The following is an 18,831-nucleotide window of genomic DNA, read 5'->3' as shown; positions in this document are numbered from 1 at the left end:
TTGGTTCGAGCTCGCGGTTTGCCGGGATGCCCATTCTTCGGCGAGATGATTGACGGGCCTTTCGGGCCGCGTCAACCGCCTCGCCGAATTGTGTTGCATCGGCCAAGTTTCGGGGCACTTGGCGGTCCAGTTTTTACGGTCTGATATCGACAGGCGCTTCGATCTTCACCATCTCGAAGTCCGAGACCAGGATGTCGATGCGCACCGTCCAGCGGCCAGGAACCGGGATGACGAGGTCGTCGACACGCCAGCTGCCATCGCCGGGCTTGGTCGCGGCACGTTTGAGCGGCTCAATGCCTGAATCGGGCTTCGACAACACCAGCGTCACCTCCTTGGCGTCGAGCGGTCCGAAATCGCCGGTCATGATGATCATCGAGGCGACGACCGGTCCGGCATGGCCGGGTGTGATGCTGAGATCCGCCATCGCTTGCAGCGCGTGAATATGGACCGAAACCGGTTGGGCCGCGGCGATCGCCAGTGCCAGTGGTGGCGGCGTGAAGCGCCAGCCCGCGGCAACAGCGAAGATCGCCAGCACGATCAGCATTTCGACGCCGATCGAGCGGGCGAGCCTGCGCTGCACTTCCGTCGCTCCGGCCTCGGCCGATGCGGTGAGTTTCCAGCGGTTGACGGCGGCAAGCGTGAACAGGAAGACCAGCAGCCCGAGCTTGATCAAGAGCAGCTTGCCATAGGCGGTATTGACCAGCGCCGCCAGCGTCTGCACCTGGATGACGGCAAGCACGATGCCGGCAGCGACAAGCATGGCCACCACCGGCACGATCATGCGTGAGAACCGCCGCAGGAATGGCGCGACCTCCGCCGACTGACCTTTCAGCGCCAGACAGAGCGGCATCAATGCGCCGGCCCAGAAGGCGATGCCGACGCCGTGCAGGAACACCATGGGTCGCGTCAGCCATTGCGGCTCGGCGGCACTGGCATGGCCGCTGGCGGCCAGCGCAATACCCACACCGGCAAGTCCAGCCAGCGCGACCGGCTTGGCGGCCAAACGTGGCCCGGCCAGCGACAGCAGGCCGAGCCCCAGCGAGATCAAGGCGGCCAGCACCGTCCAGCCGAAGCTGGTATCGAGCCCGGTCCGCCAGATGACCGGCTGCGCCAGATGGGAGAGCGGCGCCCCGAGCGCATCAAGCCCCTGCAAGCCGAGCGACAGCGGGGCCGCGACCAGCCCGCACAGGATTGCCCCGATAGCGAAACGCCGGCCGGACGGCCCGCCCTGGGTCAGCCAGGCAAGGGCGAAAGCGCCGCCGACGCCAAGGAAAAGACCAATGTAGAGAAGAACCTTGCCGAGCCAGATTGCCGACCGCTGCGGCCAGTCGACGGCCTCGGAGGCGACCGGCGGCTCCGTTGGTGCGCCAATGGAAAACAGCAGCGAGCCGCCGACCGGATGACCATCGGCGGAGATGACGCGCCAGCTCAGCACATGCGTGCCGGATTTGAGGTCCTGCGGATTGTCGATTTCGACCGTCTGGTCGCTGAGGCGGAAAGCGGTCAGCGGAACCGGCGTGCCGTCGGGCTTCACCAGCGTCAGCACCAGCGGTGAGACCGGCTCGCTGAAGGTCAGCGAGAACTGTGCCGGCCCCTGTGCCAGCACCACACCGTCGGCCGGGTCGGTCTTGATCAACGCGGCATGGGCAAAGGCCGGACTAGTCGAGGCCATGGCGATGAGCAGCATCATCATCGCCAGAAAGCCCCCGGCAACCCGGCTGACGAGCTTGCTGGCCATGTGAATCATCCGCAGTGAGGATATCGCGATCATGCCATTGCCATGAAATGGCGGCGCATTCCGCGAACGAAGTGCGCCGCCGAAAGACATCATTTCTTCGGCAACAGCTTGATGCCGGGCGCCGGATTTTCCAGGGCGTCTTCATCCTGTCCTGCTGCCGGGATCTCGATCCAGCGATCGGCGGCGCCGTCGCATTCCTGCACGACAGGGAAGTAGAGCTTCTGGCCCACGGGCAGATCGGCCGTCAGCGTCGCGCGGAATACAAACTCGTCATAGAATTCATCCGGCAGGCTGCCGCCGCTCCAGTCGACTTCCTTGACCCCATCGGTCACCGCCTGACCGTAGAGCTGGTAGGATTTGTCGTACTTGCCCTTCTTGACCTGCAGCGTCCAGCCCGGCTTCGGCATCGGCTTCACCGCGATCACCCCTTCCGGGATCTGCACGCGCACGGCGATCGTCGCCTTGCCGTCGCAACCATGCGGCACGCGCAAGACAGCCTTGTAGGTCGAGCCGACGGCCGCTTCCTGGGTTTCGAGCGTGATGTGCGCGAAGACAGCACTTGTCCCGAGGAGAAAAAGCGCACCGGCCGACAAAAGGTACTTGTTCATAATGGTCCCTCTGATTTCAGATTTTGTCGAAATGGTGCGATCAATCGGCATGGTCGTCCGTGGCGCCGCCCATGCCCTCGACGGCGAAGTCGACGCTGACGGTGCCGGCCTTCTCGAAGGTCAACGTGGCGGAGAAGGTTTCGCCTTGCTTGGGTTGCCGTTTCAGGCCGATGAACATCAAATGATAGCCGCCAGGCGCCAGTGCGACCTTGCCGCCGGCCGGAATCTCCAGGCCGCCGGCAACGGGCCGCATGGTCATGACACCGTCCTTGACGCTCATTTCATGCAGTTCGGCCTTGTCCGAGATGTCGGTGGAAATCGACAGCAGCCGGTCCGACGTGCTGCCTTTGTTGGTGATGGTGAAATAGCCGCCGGCCACCTTGGCGCCTGCCGGCGTTGCACGTGACCAGGGGTGCCCGATCTCGAGATCGCCGATCTTGAACCCATGCGCGAAGCCGGTCTGGGCGCCGGCGAACAACAGCGCAAAAGCCAGTACGGCGATGCCAAGGCGCGCCTCGAAGCTGCGCAACAAGCTGCCGGGCATAGGACGCGCGGCGATGCGAAAAAATTGGGACATGGTTGCTCCATGAAGTGAAGGTCGCGCCGTTACCGGTCGCGGACAGTTTGATGTTTGGATGGGTACGCCCGCGAAAGGTTCCGCCGGGCAGACAGACTCAGGCCGTCCGCGGCGGCGCGCGCGGATTCGACGGCGAGCGCTCACGCGCAAAGTCGAGATGGATGGCCGCCGGAAAGACGAAGGCGACGGCCTCAAAGGAACGCGCCCCCAGTGCCAACCCCGCAACGGGTGGCGGCGCAAAGGCCGGCGAAAACATGCTGCAGCCAAGCACGCAACATGCCGGCAGATGCGACGGTGGCGGGTTGCCGCCAGGAAGCTGGGTCGCACCCTCACGGGTGCAGATGACGTTGCCGAAGGCATCGAGTTGTGACGCATTCGGCGCAGTGCCGAAGGCGAACGCACCGAGCGTCGACTGGAGCAGCAGCAGATGGGCCGCGACAAGCGCGACCAGAATGCTCCACCGCTTCTCCCGGCTGTTCAAACGATCTGCCTCATCAAGCAATCACCGGAGAGATACCTATCACGGGAGGGACAGGTCGAAAATCGGCAATTCGATGCTGCGGCAACGCGGCATATCAGGGTTTCAGGGGCGGCCGGCTCTCCGGGATCGAGGTCAGCAATGTCTGGCGCGCCGACTTCAGGTGCTTGCGGCAGGCGGCGTCGACCTTGCCGAGGTCGCGCGATTTGAGCGCCGCGATATAGGCGAGATGCTCACCGATCGCGACCTCGTTGCGCTCGCGCTCCTGCGCCTTTTTCCACTGGTAGTGATAGTGGAAGATCATGGCGATGACGTCGTAGAAATCGACGATGAAGCGGTTGTGCGACGCCCGGTGGATGAGCCGATGGAAGCGCTCATCCAGCTCCGAGAATTCGTTGAAGCGCGTGGCGATTTCGCTTGCCAGCTGGCGATGCTCGTCCTCCAGCCGGTCGAGATCGGTCCAGACCGCGCTGTCCTGCGGCAGAGCGGCGAAGGCCGCCGCCGACCGCAGTTCGAACATCTCGCGGATTTCGGTCAGTTCCAGCGCGAAGGCACGGGTAAAGCCCTTCAGCACCCAATGGCTGTTGCGGCGCTTCTCGATCAGGCCGAAGCGGGAGAAGCGGATCAGGAACTCGCGCACGCTGGTGGTGCCGACGCCGATCTCGCGCGCCAGTTCGAGTTCGTTGATCTGCATGCCTGCCTCGGCGCCGCCGGCGAGCAGCCGTCGCATGAACGACCGTTCGATGATCTCGGCTAGCGTGTCGGTCTCTTCCTCGGGGAAGAAATCATCGGGACGCGGTTCGCGCAGCACCGTCTTGGCGCGCTTGTTCCAGGCGATCAGCCCGGTCTCTTCCATGCGCGCCAAGATGGTGCGGACGGTCGTCCGGCTGACACCAAGCAATGTACCCAGCTCCGGCTCCGAAGGCAGGCTACGTGTTTCATCGAGCAGCCTGAGGCACCTGTTGTAGGCATCCTTGTAGACGTTGTTGCTCTTCGACATCCCTGACCCGTTGCACGCCGTCGCTTGCGGCTGCTGGCTTGAAGCGCAATATGACGTTCCCATGACCCCTGAAAAGCTAAATCGCTTTCGGAACACCCAAGGACATGCGGAACTCCCCAGCGAAAAAACAATTGACGCAAAACTGTTTTTTCACGATAAAAGACATTATCTTTTAACAGGCGCGTGTCAATCCGCCCGCGCATCCCAGGATCACCCAGGAAACCGCCCGTGAACGCCTCCAACAGCATTCTTCTGTCTCCCGCCGACAATGTCGCCGTCGCCAACGGCCGCATCGAGATCGGCACCACGCTGCCGGGCGGTGCCGTCGCCACTGCGCTGATCGAGCCCGGCCACAAGGTGGCCATCAAGCCGATCGCCGCCGGCGAGGCCGTGGTGAAATACGCCCAGGCAATCGGCCGCGCGACACAGGACATCGCGCCGGGCGAGCACGTTCATTCGCACAATCTGGTTTTCGAATCCGGCCGTTTGCCCGTAGTGCCGCCGAGCGAGGCCGAGCATGCGACAGAAGCCGACCGCAGCCGCACCTTCATGGGTTATCGCCGCGCCGATGGTCGTGCGGGTACGCGCAACTTCATCGGCATCATCGCCAGCGTCAATTGCTCGGCCACGGTTTGCCATGCCATCGCCGACCAAGCCAACCGGACCCTGCTGCCGAAATATCCCGGCATCGACGGTTTCGTCCCGATCGTCCACGGCCAGGGCTGCGGCATGAGCGGCACCGGCGACGGCATGATGGTGCTGCATCGCACGCTCGCCGGCTACGCCCGCCACCCCAATTTCGGCGGCGTGCTGATGGTCGGGCTCGGCTGCGAGGTCAATCAGCTCACCCTCTATGGCCAGAAGGGCGCTGCCGCCGGCAAACGCCACTTCAACATCCAGGACGCGGGTGGCTCGCGCAAATCGGTCGAAAAGGCGATGCTGGTGCTGGCCGAGATCGCGGAGGAAGTCGGCCAGCTGAAGCGTGAGCCGATCCCGGTCAGTGAGATCGTCGTCGGCCTACAATGCGGCGGCTCCGACGGCATGTCTGGCATTACGGCCAATCCGGCGCTGGGCGCAGCCGTCGACATCCTGGCCGGCGTCGGCGGCATCGGCATCCTTTCAGAAACAACCGAGATCTATGGTGCCGAGCACCTGCTCGCCTATCGCGCGGCAACACCGGAGATCGCGCAGAAGCTCGACGGTTTCGTCAAGTGGTGGGAGGATCACGTCGCCAAGCATGGCGCCTCGATCGACAACAACCCCTCGCCCGGCAACAAGCGCGGCGGCCTTACCACCATCCTGGAGAAGTCGCTGGGCGCGGTCGCCAAGGGCGGCCAGACGCCGCTCAACGGCGTCTTCGGCTATGCCGAAAAGGTCACCGGCAACGGACTGGTGTTCATGGACACGCCCGGCTACGACCCGGTCTCGGCCACCGGACAGGTGGCGGGCGGCGCCAATGTCATCGTCTTCACGACCGGCCGTGGCTCGTGCTTCGGCTGTCGGCCGACGCCGTCGATCAAGGTCGCCAGCAACTCGACCATGTATCACACAATGGAAGAGGATATGGACGTCAACTGCGGCGTCATCGCCTCGGGCGAGAAAACCATCGCCGGCATGGGCCGCGAGATCTTCGAACTGATCGTCGAGACGGCTTCCGGCCGCAAGACCAAGAGCGAGGATTTCGGCTACGGCGACAACGAGTTCGTGCCCTGGCATCTTGGTGCAACGCTCTAACCCGTTGTTTTTGCGTAATTCCCAAGGGAAAGCGCTATGCGCTTTTCCCGGGAAAACCGTTACACGTCTTTCCAGGAATTGCTCTAGATTGAACTGACATCTGAAGGCTGCCAACCGGACAACGGTCGGCAACAGGGAGGTTTTCGCATGAACAAGCGCCGCATCGGTCAGACCGCGCTCGAGGTCACCGAGATCAGCTTTGGCGGCGCCGCGATCGGCGGTCTCTACCGCGCCTGTTCGCGCGAGTCGGCAATGGAAACGCTGCAAGGCGCCTGGGAGGCCGGCCTGCGTTATTTCGACACCGCACCCTTCTACGGTTTCGGCCTGTCGGAACGCCGCTTCGGCGACTTCCTGCGCTACAAGCCGCGCGACTCCTATGTGCTGTCGACCAAGGTCGGCCGCCTGTTCCGCCCCGTGCCGGACGACCGTGTTCCCGATCACTCCTATGTCGACCCGCTGCCGTTCGCGCTGGACTATGACTATTCCTATGACGGCATCATGCGTTCGGTCGATTTCAGCTATGCGCGGCTTGGCCTCAACAAGATCGACATCCTGTTCGTCCACGACATCGGCGCCTATACGCATGGCGTCGAGAAAACCAAACTGCATTTTCGCGAGTTCATGGATGGCGGCCTCAAGGCACTCGAAGAGCTGAAGCGTTCCGGCGTCATTTCCGCCTATGGGCTTGGCGTCAACGAGGTCCAGATCTGCCTCGATGTGATGCGTCGCGCGCCACTTGATTGTATCCTGCTCGCCAGCCGCTATTCCTTGCTCGACCGCAGCGCCGAAGCGGAACTGCTGCCATTGTGCAGGGCACAACAAACGTCACTGGTCATCGGCGGTGTGTTCAACTCCGGCATCCTGGCGACCGGGCCTGTGCAAGGCGCGCATTTCGACTACCTGCCCGCCAACCACGACGTGCTGGACCGCGTCGGTGCGATGGAAAGGATCGCCACCGAGGGTGGCTATCCGCTGGCCGCTGCCGCGTTCCAGTTCCCCTTGCATGAACCCGCGGTCGCCACGGTGCTGACCGGCACCGCCAAGCTGGCAAACCTGACCCGCAACCTCGAATTGCTCGACGTCGACGTGCCCGAGGCGGAATACGCCAGATACCGACCCTATACTCTGGTGCAGGAGCTAGCGTGAAGCTCCCATCCACCCCCCCCGTGAAAGCTGACCCATGCTTCACATTCTTGCGATCTCATAAAAGAATGAATATTCCATATTGACTAAAGAGTGGAATTAATATTCCATGTCTTCACGGAACGGAACGGGAGCATTTGACGGCGGCAAGGGAGGAGTGGCGCGGTTATTTTGCCCCTGCCAGACCTCGGCAGGGTTGAAGCGAAACACCGCTTGCATCGGACAGGTCGATGCACTATCAAAACACTGTAAATGTTTTTTATTGATAAAGTTCTGTTTGGGCCACGCCTATCCGGACGGAGCTTCCGTAACGTTCACCGGGCGACTTAGGGAGGATTCCTAATGAAATTCGTAACCAGCATTCTCAACCGCCGCGCCGTGATGACGTTGGCAACAGCTTCGATGCTCGCCGGCGTCATGCACTCGGCGCCGGCCTCGGCGGCGGACGTGACCATTCCGATCATCGTCAAGGACACGACGTCCTTCTACTGGCAGATCGTTCTGGCCGGCGCACGCAAGGCCGGCAAGGACCTGGGCGTCAACGTACCGGAACTCGGCGCCCAGGCTGAAACCGACGTCAACGGCCAGATCTCGATCCTCGAGAATGCCGTCGCCGGCAACCCGGCCGCCGTCGTCATCGCGCCGACCGAAGCCAAGGCGCTTGGCAAGCCGATCGACGAAGCCGCTGCCAAGGTCAAGGTCATCGGCATCGACTCCGGCGCCGACTCCAAGGCCTTCACCTCGTTCCTGACCACCGACAACGTGCAGGGTGGCCGCGTCGCCGCGGACGGTCTTGCAGCAGCCATCGGCGAAGCCAATGGCGGTAAGGTCGAGGGCAAGGTCGCGTTGATCACGGCACTTCCCGGTGCCGGCTCGCTGGAACAGCGCGCCCAGGGCTTCAAGGAACAGCTCAAGGCAAAATATCCGAGCCTCGAGCTCGTCGCCGACAAATATGCCGACGGCCAGGCCACCACCGGCCTCAACATCGCCACCGACCTGATCACTGCCAATCCGGACCTGAAGGGCATCTTCGCCTCCAACCTGATTATGGCGCAGGGCGTCGGCCAGGCGATCGCCGAGAACAAACTTGCCGGCAAGGTCGGGCTGATCGGCTTCGACAGCGACGAGAAGCTGATCAAGTTCCTCAATGACGGCGTCATTTCCGGCCTCGTCGTCCAGGACCCGTACCGGATGGGCTATGACGGCATCAAGACGGCGCTCGCCGCCTCGAAGGGCGAGAAGGTCGAGGCCAATGTCGACACCGGCGCCAACCTCGTCACCAAGGCCAACATGAAAGACCCGAAGATCGACGCCCTGCTCAACCCGAAGCTCTGAGCCGTCGCATCCAAATCGTTTCCGGGGCCTCGCGCCCCGGAAACATCCACTGCCGGCACAAACGGCTTGGCAATCCACAAGCTTGAGCTAGGCTGCCTTTCGAGGCCTATCCTTGCCTTGCAGCGTGCCAATCGTGAGGCCAATCTGGGAGGATTGTCATGACGTCGACGGCGCAGGACCTGCATCCGGCACCCGTGCTGGAACCAGGGCGGACCATCCTCGAATTGCGCGGGTTGGAGAAGCGCTATCCCGGCACCCACGCCCTGAAGCCGGTCAACCTCGCTTTCAAGTCGGGCGAGATCCACGCCATCGTCGGCGAGAACGGCGCCGGCAAATCGACGCTCATCAAGCTTCTCACTGGCGTCATGCCGCGCACCTCCGGAGAGGTGATCTGGGAGGGCCAGCCGGCAGCCTTGGCGACACCGCATGAGGCGATGGCACTCGGCATCAATGCCGTGCACCAGGAGGTCGTACTCTGCCGTCACCTGACGGTGGCAGCCAACATGTTCCTCGGCGAGGAGAATTCGCGCTTCGGCATCCTGCAGCAGCGCGCCATGGTCAAGGAAGCGCAGAAGATCATCGACGATCTCGGCTTCGATCTGCCGGCGCATGTCACGCTCGGCGACCTCACCATCGGCCAGCAGCAGCTGATCGCCGCCGCCCGCGCCACCGTGCGCGGCACGAAATTCCTGATCTTCGACGAGCCGACCGCCTACCTGACCCGCAAGGAGGCCGACCAGCTCTTCACCCTGATCCGCCGGCTGAAGGGCGAGGGCGTGACGATCATCTACATCAGCCACCGCATGGAGGAAGTGTTCGAGCTGGCTGACCGTGTTTCCGTGCTGCGCGACGGCACGCTGGTCGGCACCCGCAACATCGCCGAGACCAACGACGCGGAGCTGGTCAAGATGATGATCAACCGCTCGATCGAACAGATCTACCACAAGGAACATTTCACACCGGGCGCGGCGATCCTCGAATCCAGGAACCTTTCCGGCAAAGGCTTCGAGAATGTATCGATGACGGTCCGAGCCGGCGAAATCGTCGGGCTCTACGGCCTGATCGGCGCCGGGCGCAGCGAGTTCGTCACCACGCTTTACGGCCGCCACCGTAAATCGGCCGGCCAGATCCTGTGGGAAGGCAAGCCGGTCCAGATCAACTCCGAGCATGACGCGATCAAGCTTGGCATGGCGCTGGCGCCGGAAAGCCGTCGCGATCAGGGTCTGTGCCTCAACCTTTCGGTCGGCCTCAATCTCAACCTGCCGATCTACAAGCGCATCTCGAACAATCTGCTGATCTCCAATGCGCAGGAAAGGACCCAGGCCGACCGCCAGATCGCCGATCTCAGGATCAAGACGCCGACGCGCAGTGCACTGGCGTCCAGCCTGTCCGGTGGCAACCAACAGAAGATCGTCATCGGCAAATGGCTGGCCCACGGCGCCAGGCTGTTCATCTTCGACGAGCCGACGGTCGGCGTCGACGTCGGCACCAAGGCCGAGATCTACCGCCTGTTCAGCGTATTGTTGTCGAAGGGAGCCGGCATCATCCTGATCTCGTCCTACCTGCCCGAGGTTTACGAACTGGCCGACACGCTGCACGTATTCCGCCGCGGCAAACTGGTCGCCACGCACGGGTTCCGCACCGCCGACCATGAGGAAATTCTCACACAGGCGCTCGCCGAGAAACAAGAAAAGCTGGGAGAACAGATATGAGCACCGAGGCGATTCCTGCCGAAAAACCGAAGCGCAACTACAATGCCCTGTTCGGGCTGACGCTGCTGGCGCTGCTGGTGCTTCTGTGGGTCATCCTGTCACTGTCGACATCAAGCTTTGCTTCGGCCAACAACATCTCGAACCTGCTGCGCCAGGGCTCGATGATCGCCATCCTGGCCGTCGGCCAGACCTTCGTTATCATTACCGGCGGCATCGATCTTTCGGTCGGCGCCGTGGTTGGCTTCGCCACCGTCATAGCCGCGATGCTGATCAATGCCGGCATCCCGGTCTTCCTCGCCATCCTTATCACCTTGCTGGTCGGCGTCGCCATCGGCCTGTTCCATGGCTTCGGCATCGTCAAGATGGGGCTGCCGCCCTTCATCATCACGCTGGCAACGCTGACGTCGTTGCGCGGCATCGGTCTTTTGATGACCAACGGCAATTCGATCTCGATCAACAACGATGCCTTTCAGGAGTTCTCGCGCAACTCCTTCCTCGGCGTCCCCAACCTGTTCTGGATGGTGATCCTGGTCGGCATTCCGGCCTACATCTTCCTCCATCATAGCCGTTGGGGCCGGTATTTGTTCTCGGTCGGCTCCAATGCCGAGGCCTCGCGCCTGTCCGGCGTCAATGTCCAGCGAACCATCTACATGGCTTACACACTGTCGGGCCTCTGCGCGGCGTTCGTCGGCGTGTTGCTGGCCTCGCGCATCGGCATCGGCAACCCGACCCAGGCCGAGGGTTGGGAACTGCAGGCGATCGCGTCGTCGGTGATCGGCGGCACCTCGCTGTTCGGCGCGGTCGGCTCGGTGCACGGGCCGCTGCTCGGCGCTTTCATTCTGGCCACCATCAACAACGGCGCCAATCTCTTGAACGTCAACGCCTTCTGGCAGCGCATCATCACCGGCGCGCTGATCATCATCATCGTCTATTTCGACGGGCTGCGACGCCGCGGTAGCAAGTGACAATAATTTGAGATCGATCGCCGGCCCTGTCACGAAAATGGGCCGGCGATTTTCATGACAAACTGGATTGAAGCATGAAAGCCGTCGTCTGCCGCTCGCCTGGTGAGCTCGTCCTGGAAGACCGTCCGGCGCCGAGCGCGCCACCTCCCGGCTGGGCGCTGGTGGCTGTCAGCCATGTCGGCATCTGCGGCACCGACTATCATATCTTCGAAGGCAAGCACCCATTCCTCGCCTATCCCCGCATCATGGGCCATGAAGTGTCGGGAACGATCGTCGAGACCGGCGAAGGCGTTGAACTTTCCGCTGGTGAGCCGGTGGTCATCAATCCCTATCTTTCCTGCGGCAAGTGCATCGCCTGCCGGCACGGCAAGCCGAACTGCTGCGTCGGGATCGAGGTGCTCGGTGTCCATCGCGACGGCGCCATGTGCGAACGGATTCTGGTGCCGGCACAAAATCTCTATCCGGCAAACGGCCTTTCGCTGTCCGACGCCGCTGCTGTCGAGTTCCTGGCCATCGGCGCGCATGCAGTGCGGCGCGCAAGCGCCGATCCCGGCGCCCGCACGCTGGTCATCGGCGCCGGTCCGATCGGGCTCGGCACGGCCATCTTCGCCGGCATCGCCGGGCTTGACGTTACGCTGCTCGACATGAGCAGCGAAAGGCTTGCCTTTGCCGCCAACGAGCTCGGTTTCAAGACCCTCGATGGTTCGCGCGGCGCGGTGCCCGATCTGGTCGGGCAGGCGACGGGCGGCGAAGGCTTCGATGTGGTCTTCGACGCCACCGGAAACACCCAGTCGGTGCAGTCGGCCTTCGCCCATGTCGCGCATGGCGGAACACTGGTGCTGGTCAGCGTTGTCAAGGATGACATCACCTTCTCCGATCCGGAATTCCACAAGCGCGAGATGACCCTGATCGGCAGTCGCAATGCGTTGCGCGCCGACTTCGACCACGTCGCCGCCTCGATCCGCAACGGCGCCGTGCCATTGGCCAAGCTCGTCACCCACCGCACCACGCTGGCCGGCACGCCACATGATCTCGCACGCTGGGCACACGAGAAATCCGGTCTGATCAAGGCTGTGATAGAAGTCGGATGAGTGCAATCCTGGAAAAGTTTGAAGCGGTTTTCCCGGGAAAAGCGCTTAGCGCTTTCGCTAAGGGAATTGAATTCGACAATCTAGGCAACCGGCGGTCTCGGCTCACAACGCCGACAATTTGAGTTCGACCCGCTCGGCCGGGAACCGCGACTCGGAAAACTGGATCGGTTGGCCGTCGGGTGTGACGTTGACGGCGACCGTGACCAGCACGATTGCGCCGGGCTGCAGGTCGAGGTCGGCAAGGTCGGCGGCATCGGCATGGCGTGCTGACAGCATGGTCGATTGCCTCAAGTAATCATCTATGCCGAAACGTGCCAGCGACGCGGTGATCGAGCCGGTTTGTGCCATGGCGGCATCGATGCCGGCAAAGCGCCTGGCCTCGAACCAGCCCGCGGCACGCGACACCGGGCGACCGTCGGCTTCGCCGCGTGTTTCCAGCCGGATCACGTTTGTCCCCCTGGCTAGGCCCAGCCCCTCGGCGACGCGCTGGCTGGCCGGCTCCACCGACGAGGCAAGCAGGACTATATGCCGTTCCGACGCCTGCCCTTGCAGGCCTGCCGAAAACCGTGTGCGCGCGCCGATCGGATAGGACAGCCGCTTGCGCGACAGCACGAAGGTGCCGCGTCCCTGTTCGGCCCGCAGCACCCCTTCCTGTACAAGGGCTGCTATGGCACTGCGCACCGTGTGACGGTTGACGCCATAGCGCTCGGCCAGCGCAACCTCCGGCGGCAGCGCTGCATTCTCGGCGAAATCACCGATGGCGATCGCATGCAGGATCTTGTCGGCGATCTGCCGCCACAGCGAGACACCACTCCGCCGCTCGATGCTGTCCGCTGCCAGCTGTCCGACCATTAACTGCCCCAGCCTCCCATTGCTTGTCATCCACCCGTCATGGACTCGCGCTAGATAATAGGTATAATTTGTATAGTTGTCTATATCAATAGACAAATTTAGCCAAGAGGAATGCTGCTCATGCGAGGACAGGAAGCCCGCGATCAGGCCGAGCGCAAGGCCGCCATGGCAACACTGGCGCAATCCAGCGGCGATGACGTCGTCCGGCTCTGGAACGCTACCGGGCTGCCCTCGGAAGCTGAGGTGCTGCGCGGCCCGGAGACCGGCTTGGTCACCGTGCGTGGCCGCATCGGCGGTGGCGGCTCCCCCTTCAATGTCGGTGAGACGACGGTTACCCGCGCCACTGTCCGGCTGCCGTCCGGACAGGTCGGCCACTGCTATGCGCTTGGCCGCGACAAGCAGAAGGCGAGGCTGGCGGCGATCGCCGACGCGTTGTGGCAGGACCCGGCGCGTCGCGCCGAGGTCGAGACCGGGCTCATAGCGCCTTTGCGGTCGGCTCTGGCCACGGCGCATGAACGGCGCCGCGCCGAGACGGCGGCAACGAAGGTGGATTTCTTCACCATGGTTCGCGGAGAAGACTGATGGAGATCGCAGCGCAATCGATCGAAGGCGGTTTCGCCGATCCGGTCTTCGACGCCCAGATCGTGTTTCGCGCCGTCTTGGACGCGATGGCGCGGCCGGGCAGCATGCAGCCCCTGCCCGCCTTCGCTCGCCCGCCGGTGCCGCTTTCGGCGACCGCCGGCGCCGTAGCGCTGGCGCTTTGCGACAACGACACCCCGCTCTGGCTCGATCCCGCTTTGCAGGCCTCCGCCGCGATCAAATCCTGGCTTGGTTTCCACACCGGTGCGCCCTTGGCCAACACACCGGCCGATGCACATTTCGCCCTCATTGCCGCGCCAGCAGAGATGATGGCGCTCGATGGTTTTTCGCAAGGCACGCAGGACTATCCCGACCGCTCCACCACGCTGATCCTGCAAGTCAGCGACATCGCCTCGGGTGCCCCGCTGCTGCTCGAAGGCCCCGGCATCGAAACCAGTGCCACGATCGCGCCGGCGCAGATGCCGCGTCATTTCGTCGAACAGTGGAAGCAGAATATGAAGCGCTTTCCGCGCGGCGTCGACATCATCCTCGCCACATCGGATGGCGTCGCCTGCCTGCCGCGCACAACGCGCATCAAGACGATGGGGGCCTGAGATGTATGTCGCGGTAAAAGGTGGCGAAGCGGCCATTGCCAACGCCCACAGCCTGCTCGCCGACCGCCGGCGCGGCGACCGTTCGGTGCCCGCCCTTCGCCTCGACCAGATCGTCGAACAGTTGGCGCTTGGCGTCGACCGGGTGATGAGCGAAGGCTCGCTGTACGACCGCGAGCTGGCGGCGCTTGCCATCGTCCAGGCGCGCGGCGACCTGATCGAAGCGATCTTCCTGGTGCGCGCCTACCGCACCACGTTGCCGCGCTTCGGCTATTCCAAGGCGATCGACACCGCCACCATGCTGGTCGAGCGGCGCGTTTCGGCGACCTACAAGGACCTGCCCGGCGGCCAGCTGCTCGGCCCGACCTTCGACTACACGCACCGGCTGCTCGACCCTGAGCTTGCCGCCGGCGGCGATGTCGCCGAGCCGCTGCAGCGCGAGACCGAAACGCAGGCCATGCCCCGCGTCTCGGCGATCCTGGCCCGAGAGGGCCTGATCGAGCCAGATGGGGAGATGCCGCAGGACCATGTCCCCGGCGACATAACCCGCGAGCCGCTGGAATTCCCGATGGCGCGCGACATCCGCCTGCAGGCGCTGTCACGCGGCGATGAGGGCTTCTTGCTGGCGCTCGGCTATTCCACGCAGCGCGGTTATGCCCGTAACCATCCCTTCGTCGGCGAGATCCGCATCGGCGAGGTCGAGCTGGAACTGGATGTCCCCGAACTCCCGTTCGCCGTGCCGCTCGGCACGGTGCGGGTCACCGAATGCCAGATGGTTAACCAGTTCAAGGGCTCGGCCAAGGCGCCGCCGCAATTCACCCGCGGCTACGGCCTGGTCTTCGGCCAGAGCGAGCGCAAGGCGATGGCGATGGCGCTGTGCGATCGGGCGCTACGCGCCTCGGAACTCGGCGAAGATGTCGTGGCTGCCGCGCAGGACGAGGAATTCGTCATTTCGCATTCCGACAATGTCCAGGCGACCGGCTTCGTCGAGCATTTGAAGCTGCCGCACTATGTCGATTTCCAGGCCGAACTCGACCTCGTGCGCCGCATGCGCGCCGAACACGACGCCCGAGAAAACCCGGTGAAGGCGGAAGACAAGAGGGAGGCAGCGGAATGATCTCAGCCGTCTTCGCCGCCACCATGACCAGCGCTGTAGTGGCCACTATGCGCCTCGTTGAACCCTTTGCTGCCAGCAATAGTCTCACCGCTCGCACTTTCTTTTGGTGCGGGCAGAACCATGCGCCGAAGGAAAAAGAAGACGGCGCCAACAAATACCAGCAGCAGAATTCCCAAATGCGTCCATCCGGCAGAGGTCATCAGGGTTCGTCCCGTTTCCCGTGTCCTGGAAGTCAATTCAATAGAACAATTCAGGTCTGATCGCCATGACCGACATCGCCACCTACAACTTTGCCTACCTCGACGAACAGACCAAGCGGATGATCCGCCGAGCGATCCTCAAGGGCATCGCCATCCCCGGCTATCAGGTGCCGTTCGCTTCGCGCGAGATGCCGATGCCCTATGGCTGGGGCACCGGTGGGGTCCAGGTCACCGCCTCGATCATCGGTCCCGACGATGTCCTGAAAGTCATCGACCAGGGCGCCGACGACACCACCAACGCGGTCTCGATCCGCGCCTTCTTCAAGAAGGTCGCCAATGTCGCGGTGACAACCGATACCGCCAGCGCCACCATCATCCAGACCCGCCACCGCATCCCCGAGCATCCTCTGACGGCGGGCCAGGTGCTGGTCTACCAGGTGCCGATCCCCGAACCCTTGCGCTTCCTCGAGCCGCGCGAGACCGAAACGCGCAAGATGCATGCGCTGGAGGAATACGGCCTGATGCATGTCAAGCTCTATGAGGACATCGCCAGGCACGGCCGCATCGCCACCACCTATGCCTATCCGGTCAAGGTCGAGGGTCGCTATGTGATGGACCCGTCGCCGACGCCGAAATTCGACAATCCCAAGATGCACCGCTCGCCGGCCTTGCAGCTGTTCGGCGCCGGCCGCGAAAAGCGCATCTATGCGGTGCCGCCGTTCACCGAGGTGGTCAGCCTCGACTTCGAGGATCATCCGTTCGAGGTGCAGACCTTCGACCAGCCCTGCGCGCTGTGCGCGGCCGAGAATGTCTATCTCGACGAAGTCATCCTCGACGACCATGGCGGCCACATGTTCGTCTGCTCCGACACCGATCACTGCGAGAAGCGGCGTGAAGATGGTCATCGTGGCCATCTTGCCCCCGAGATGATGGAGCCAGCGCAATGACCGACGAACCGCTGCTGCGCGTCTCGGCGCTCTCCAAATTCTACGGCTCGCGCGTCGGCTGCGACAACGTCTCCTTCGACCTGTGGCCGGGCGAAGTTCTGGCGGTCGTCGGCGAGTCCGGTTCCGGCAAGACGACATTGCTCAACTGCCTGTCGACCCGGCTGCTGCCGAGTTCCGGCACCGCCAGCTACCGCATGCGCGACGGCCAGTTCCGCGAGCTCTACCGGATGAGCGAGGCCGAGCGCCGCTTCCTGATGCGCACCGACTGGGGGTTTGTCCACCAGAACCCGGCCGACGGCCTGCGCATGACGGTGTCGGCCGGCGCCAATGTCGGCGAACGGCTGATGGCGGTCGGCGACCGCCACTATGGAAAGATCCGCGCCACGGCCGTCGACTGGCTGTCGCGCGTCGAGATCGACGAAGACCGCATCGACGACGAGCCGCGCGCCTTTTCCGGCGGCATGCGCCAGCGCCTGCAGATCGCCCGCAACCTCGTCACCGGGCCACGGCTGGTGTTCATGGATGAGCCGACGGGCGGCCTCGACGTCTCGGTGCAGGCGCGCCTGCTCGACCTGCTGCGCGGCCTGGTCACCGACCTTGGTCTCGCCGCCATCGTCGTCACCCACGACCTTGCCGTGGCGCGTCTTCTGTCGCAGCGCATGATGGTGATGAAGGATGGCCGCGTCGTCGAAAGCGGTCTCACCGACCGCGTACTCGACGATCCGCGCGCACCCTACACCCAGCTTCTCGTTTCCTCGATACTACAGGTGTAACCCATGCCGACGCCCCTCGTTGTCTCCGACGTCGCCAAGAGCTTCACCATGCATCTGCGCGATGGCATCAAACTGCCTGTCGTCGCCGGTGTCTCGTTCTCGATCAGGGCTGGTGAATGCACCGTGCTGGGCGGCCCGTCTGGTGCCGGCAAGAGCTCGATCCTGAAGATGCTCTACGGCAACTATGCCGTCGACGAGGGCCAGATCATCGTCAAGCACGATGACGGGCTGATCGATCTCGCCACCGCCAGCCCCCGCACCGTGCTTGCCATACGCCGGCAAACGATCGGCTATGTCAGCCAATTCCTGCGCACCGTGCCACGCGTCTCGGCGCTGGACGTCGTCGCCGAACCGCTGGTCGAGCGCGGCGAGGACCGCGAGAGCGCGCGCGGCAAGGCACGCGCCTTGCTGGCGCAGCTCAACCTGCCGGAAAAACTCTGGGCGTTGCCGCCGGCAACCTTCTCCGGCGGCGAGCAACAGCGCGTCAACATCGCGCGCGGCTTCATCACCGAGCACCCGATCCTGCTGCTCGACGAACCGACCGCCTCGCTCGATGCCAGGAATCGCGACGTTGTGATCGAACTCATCGCCGCCAAGAAGGCCGCGGGCGTCGCCCTGCTCGGCATCTTCCACGACCACGACGTGCGCGAGGCGGTCGCCGACCGCATTATCGACGTCACCGCTTTCGCACCCGGAAAAATCGCCGCATGACGAAAAAACTGTCAGAGACGCCGCTGATCCACCCGACGGCGGACGTACAGAACTCGACGCTTGGCCGCTGGACCGAGATCGCCGACCGAAGCCGCGTTTCCGAGAGCATCCTCGGCGACTATTCCTACATGATGCAGGACTGCGCCGTCTGGTGCGCGACGATCGGCAAGTTTTCCAACATTGCAGCCAGCGTGCGCATCAACGCCACCAACCACCCGACATGGCGGCCGACGCTGCACCATTTCACCTATCGCGCCTCGGACTATTGGGACGACGCCGAGCACGAGAGCGAGTTCTTCGCCCAGCGCCGCGCCAAGCGCGTCACCATCGGCCACGACACCTGGCTCGGCCACGGCTCGACCATCCTGCCCGGCGTCACCGTCGGCGATGGCGCCGCGGTCGGTGCCGGTGCGGTCGTCTCGAAGAATGTCGCGCCCTACACCATCGTCGGCGGCGTACCGGCCAGACCGATCCGTGAGCGCTTCGACCGCCGCACCGCCGAACGCTACCAGGCGCTCGCCTGGTGGGACTGGGACCATGCCAAGCTGCGGACAGCACTGGATGATTTCCGGGAACTGTCGGCCGACGCCTTTCTGGAAAAATATGGCGGATAGGTCATCACATCATTGTCATGGCCTGTTTCATATCCCTGACACATCG

Annotated in this window: 20 protein-coding genes; 13 read left to right on the top strand and 7 right to left on the bottom strand. The window is 63.5% G+C overall.

Going from position 1 to position 18,831, the window contains the following annotated elements; translation table 11 throughout:
* Positions 1 to 133: 133 nt before the first annotated feature.
* The 5 genes from AC1DYW_RS24180 to AC1DYW_RS24160 all read right to left on the bottom strand — a co-directional run bounded on the left by AC1DYW_RS24180 (position 134) and on the right by AC1DYW_RS24160 (position 4,401).
* The gene (locus AC1DYW_RS24180) at positions 134 to 1,738 is read right to left on the bottom strand and encodes a copper resistance CopC/CopD family protein (protein ID WP_477227875.1); all 1,605 of its coding nucleotides are present in this window, start codon (positions 1,736 to 1,738) and stop codon (positions 134 to 136) included.
* An 89-nt stretch (positions 1,739 to 1,827) separates the two neighbouring features.
* Entirely contained in the window at positions 1,828 to 2,346 is a 519-nt protein-coding gene (locus tag AC1DYW_RS24175; protein WP_457152188.1) for a YcnI family copper-binding membrane protein, read from the bottom strand.
* Positions 2,347 to 2,386: 40 nt separating this feature from the next.
* Entirely contained in the window at positions 2,387 to 2,923 is a 537-nt protein-coding gene (locus tag AC1DYW_RS24170; protein ID WP_457152187.1) for a copper chaperone PCu(A)C, read from the bottom strand.
* Positions 2,924 to 3,020: 97 nt separating this feature from the next.
* The gene (locus AC1DYW_RS24165; protein WP_095085006.1) at positions 3,021 to 3,377 is read right to left on the bottom strand and encodes a DUF2946 family protein; all 357 of its coding nucleotides are present in this window, start codon (positions 3,375 to 3,377) and stop codon (positions 3,021 to 3,023) included.
* Positions 3,378 to 3,498: 121 nt separating this feature from the next.
* Positions 3,499 to 4,401, bottom strand: coding sequence for a GntR family transcriptional regulator (locus AC1DYW_RS24160; protein WP_477227874.1), 903 nt, complete (start codon positions 4,399 to 4,401; stop codon positions 3,499 to 3,501).
* 228 nt (positions 4,402 to 4,629) lie between these two features.
* Here AC1DYW_RS24160 and AC1DYW_RS24155 point away from each other — a divergent pair, with 228 nt between their 5' ends.
* The 6 genes from AC1DYW_RS24155 to AC1DYW_RS24130 all read left to right on the top strand — a co-directional run bounded on the left by AC1DYW_RS24155 (position 4,630) and on the right by AC1DYW_RS24130 (position 12,381).
* On the top strand, positions 4,630 to 6,135 hold the full coding sequence (locus tag AC1DYW_RS24155; protein ID WP_457152185.1) for a UxaA family hydrolase: 1,506 nt from the start codon (positions 4,630 to 4,632) through the stop codon (positions 6,133 to 6,135).
* A 147-nt stretch (positions 6,136 to 6,282) separates the two neighbouring features.
* A complete protein-coding gene (locus AC1DYW_RS24150) occupies positions 6,283 to 7,281 on the top strand; it encodes an aldo/keto reductase (RefSeq protein ID WP_457152184.1) in 999 nt (332 codons plus the stop codon).
* Positions 7,282 to 7,620: 339 nt separating this feature from the next.
* A complete protein-coding gene (locus AC1DYW_RS24145) occupies positions 7,621 to 8,613 on the top strand; it encodes a substrate-binding domain-containing protein (RefSeq protein ID WP_477227873.1) in 993 nt (330 codons plus the stop codon).
* A gap of 158 nt (positions 8,614 to 8,771) precedes the next feature.
* Positions 8,772 to 10,325: a sugar ABC transporter ATP-binding protein gene (locus AC1DYW_RS24140; protein ID WP_095084766.1), complete on the top strand. Its 1,554-nt coding sequence runs from the start codon at positions 8,772 to 8,774 to the stop codon at positions 10,323 to 10,325.
* Positions 10,322 to 11,290, top strand: a complete 969-nt coding sequence (locus AC1DYW_RS24135; RefSeq protein ID WP_477227872.1) for an ABC transporter permease — start codon at positions 10,322 to 10,324, stop codon at positions 11,288 to 11,290. The genes AC1DYW_RS24140 and AC1DYW_RS24135 overlap by 4 nt, the downstream gene beginning before the upstream one ends.
* A gap of 74 nt (positions 11,291 to 11,364) precedes the next feature.
* Positions 11,365 to 12,381 carry a zinc-binding alcohol dehydrogenase family protein gene (locus AC1DYW_RS24130; RefSeq protein WP_457153924.1) on the top strand — a complete coding sequence of 339 codons (1,017 nt, stop codon included), beginning with the start codon at positions 11,365 to 11,367 and terminating at the stop codon, positions 12,379 to 12,381.
* A gap of 102 nt (positions 12,382 to 12,483) precedes the next feature.
* Here the strand turns inward: AC1DYW_RS24130 and phnF are convergent, their stop codons facing one another.
* On the bottom strand, positions 12,484 to 13,233 hold the full coding sequence (gene phnF, locus AC1DYW_RS24125; RefSeq protein WP_095084769.1) for a phosphonate metabolism transcriptional regulator PhnF: 750 nt from the start codon (positions 13,231 to 13,233) through the stop codon (positions 12,484 to 12,486).
* 120 nt (positions 13,234 to 13,353) lie between these two features.
* On the opposite strand from phnF, the gene phnG reads away from it, so the two are divergent.
* Genes phnG through AC1DYW_RS24110 form a run of 3 tightly spaced genes read left to right on the top strand, consistent with a single transcriptional unit; the run spans position 13,354 to position 15,540 of the window.
* Positions 13,354 to 13,815 (top strand): phosphonate C-P lyase system protein PhnG, encoded by a 462-nt coding sequence (gene phnG, locus AC1DYW_RS24120; RefSeq protein WP_477227871.1) that lies wholly within the window; start codon positions 13,354 to 13,356, stop codon positions 13,813 to 13,815.
* The gene (phnH, locus tag AC1DYW_RS24115) at positions 13,815 to 14,426 is read left to right on the top strand and encodes a phosphonate C-P lyase system protein PhnH (protein ID WP_477227870.1); all 612 of its coding nucleotides are present in this window, start codon (positions 13,815 to 13,817) and stop codon (positions 14,424 to 14,426) included. Before phnG ends, phnH begins: the two co-directional genes overlap by 1 nt.
* A 1-nt stretch (position 14,427) precedes the next feature.
* A complete protein-coding gene (locus AC1DYW_RS24110) occupies positions 14,428 to 15,540 on the top strand; it encodes a carbon-phosphorus lyase complex subunit (protein WP_477227869.1) in 1,113 nt (370 codons plus the stop codon).
* 2 nt (positions 15,541 to 15,542) lie between these two features.
* Here AC1DYW_RS24110 and AC1DYW_RS24105 read toward each other — a convergent pair whose 3' ends face one another.
* Positions 15,543 to 15,740 carry a hypothetical protein gene (locus tag AC1DYW_RS24105; RefSeq protein ID WP_477227868.1) on the bottom strand — a complete coding sequence of 66 codons (198 nt, stop codon included), beginning with the start codon at positions 15,738 to 15,740 and terminating at the stop codon, positions 15,543 to 15,545.
* 65 nt (positions 15,741 to 15,805) lie between these two features.
* Here AC1DYW_RS24105 and AC1DYW_RS24100 point away from each other — a divergent pair, with 65 nt between their 5' ends.
* From AC1DYW_RS24100 to AC1DYW_RS24085, 4 genes are read left to right on the top strand one after another with little or no spacing between them, the layout of a single operon-like run.
* Positions 15,806 to 16,687 carry an alpha-D-ribose 1-methylphosphonate 5-phosphate C-P-lyase PhnJ gene (locus tag AC1DYW_RS24100; RefSeq protein WP_477227867.1) on the top strand — a complete coding sequence of 294 codons (882 nt, stop codon included), beginning with the start codon at positions 15,806 to 15,808 and terminating at the stop codon, positions 16,685 to 16,687.
* Entirely contained in the window at positions 16,684 to 17,460 is a 777-nt protein-coding gene (gene phnK, locus AC1DYW_RS24095) for a phosphonate C-P lyase system protein PhnK (protein ID WP_023760811.1), read from the top strand. The genes AC1DYW_RS24100 and phnK overlap by 4 nt, the downstream gene beginning before the upstream one ends.
* A gap of 3 nt (positions 17,461 to 17,463) precedes the next feature.
* Positions 17,464 to 18,171, top strand: a complete 708-nt coding sequence (gene phnL / locus AC1DYW_RS24090; RefSeq protein ID WP_477227866.1) for a phosphonate C-P lyase system protein PhnL — start codon at positions 17,464 to 17,466, stop codon at positions 18,169 to 18,171.
* Complete coding sequence (locus AC1DYW_RS24085; protein ID WP_477227865.1) at positions 18,168 to 18,785, top strand: DapH/DapD/GlmU-related protein; 618 nt, start codon at positions 18,168 to 18,170, stop codon at positions 18,783 to 18,785. The genes phnL and AC1DYW_RS24085 overlap by 4 nt, the downstream gene beginning before the upstream one ends.
* Positions 18,786 to 18,831: the final 46 nt, after the last annotated feature.

It is taken from the genome of Mesorhizobium sp. P2_D5 (genome assembly GCF_056404355.1).
The sequence above is the reverse complement of the archived record's forward strand: the minus strand, read 5'-3'. Positions and strand labels throughout refer to the sequence as shown.

Excerpts from the sequence above, each read along its gene's own strand:
- AC1DYW_RS24085 (WP_477227865.1), top strand. The coding sequence starts at position 18,168 with ATGACGAAAAAACTGTCAGAGACGCCGCTGATCCACCCGACGGCGGAC.
- AC1DYW_RS24145 (WP_477227873.1), top strand. The coding sequence starts at position 7,621 with ATGAAATTCGTAACCAGCATTCTCAACCGCCGCGCCGTGATGACGTTG.
- AC1DYW_RS24170 (WP_457152187.1), bottom strand. The coding sequence starts at position 2,923 with ATGTCCCAATTTTTTCGCATCGCCGCGCGTCCTATGCCCGGCAGCTTG.
- phnF (WP_095084769.1), bottom strand. The coding sequence starts at position 13,233 with ATGGTCGGACAGCTGGCAGCGGACAGCATCGAGCGGCGGAGTGGTGTC.
- AC1DYW_RS24135 (WP_477227872.1), top strand. The coding sequence starts at position 10,322 with ATGAGCACCGAGGCGATTCCTGCCGAAAAACCGAAGCGCAACTACAAT.
- AC1DYW_RS24130 (WP_457153924.1), top strand. The coding sequence starts at position 11,365 with ATGAAAGCCGTCGTCTGCCGCTCGCCTGGTGAGCTCGTCCTGGAAGAC.
- phnH (WP_477227870.1), top strand. The coding sequence starts at position 13,815 with ATGGAGATCGCAGCGCAATCGATCGAAGGCGGTTTCGCCGATCCGGTC.
- AC1DYW_RS24150 (WP_457152184.1), top strand. The coding sequence starts at position 6,283 with ATGAACAAGCGCCGCATCGGTCAGACCGCGCTCGAGGTCACCGAGATC.
- AC1DYW_RS24140 (WP_095084766.1), top strand. The coding sequence starts at position 8,772 with ATGACGTCGACGGCGCAGGACCTGCATCCGGCACCCGTGCTGGAACCA.
- AC1DYW_RS24110 (WP_477227869.1), top strand. The coding sequence starts at position 14,428 with ATGTATGTCGCGGTAAAAGGTGGCGAAGCGGCCATTGCCAACGCCCAC.
- phnL (WP_477227866.1), top strand. The coding sequence starts at position 17,464 with ATGCCGACGCCCCTCGTTGTCTCCGACGTCGCCAAGAGCTTCACCATG.
- AC1DYW_RS24175 (WP_457152188.1), bottom strand. The coding sequence starts at position 2,346 with ATGAACAAGTACCTTTTGTCGGCCGGTGCGCTTTTTCTCCTCGGGACA.
- AC1DYW_RS24160 (WP_477227874.1), bottom strand. The coding sequence starts at position 4,401 with ATGTCGAAGAGCAACAACGTCTACAAGGATGCCTACAACAGGTGCCTC.
- AC1DYW_RS24180 (WP_477227875.1), bottom strand. The coding sequence starts at position 1,738 with ATGGCCAGCAAGCTCGTCAGCCGGGTTGCCGGGGGCTTTCTGGCGATG.
- AC1DYW_RS24105 (WP_477227868.1), bottom strand. The coding sequence starts at position 15,740 with ATGACCTCTGCCGGATGGACGCATTTGGGAATTCTGCTGCTGGTATTT.
- AC1DYW_RS24100 (WP_477227867.1), top strand. The coding sequence starts at position 15,806 with ATGACCGACATCGCCACCTACAACTTTGCCTACCTCGACGAACAGACC.
- phnK (WP_023760811.1), top strand. The coding sequence starts at position 16,684 with ATGACCGACGAACCGCTGCTGCGCGTCTCGGCGCTCTCCAAATTCTAC.
- phnG (WP_477227871.1), top strand. The coding sequence starts at position 13,354 with ATGCGAGGACAGGAAGCCCGCGATCAGGCCGAGCGCAAGGCCGCCATG.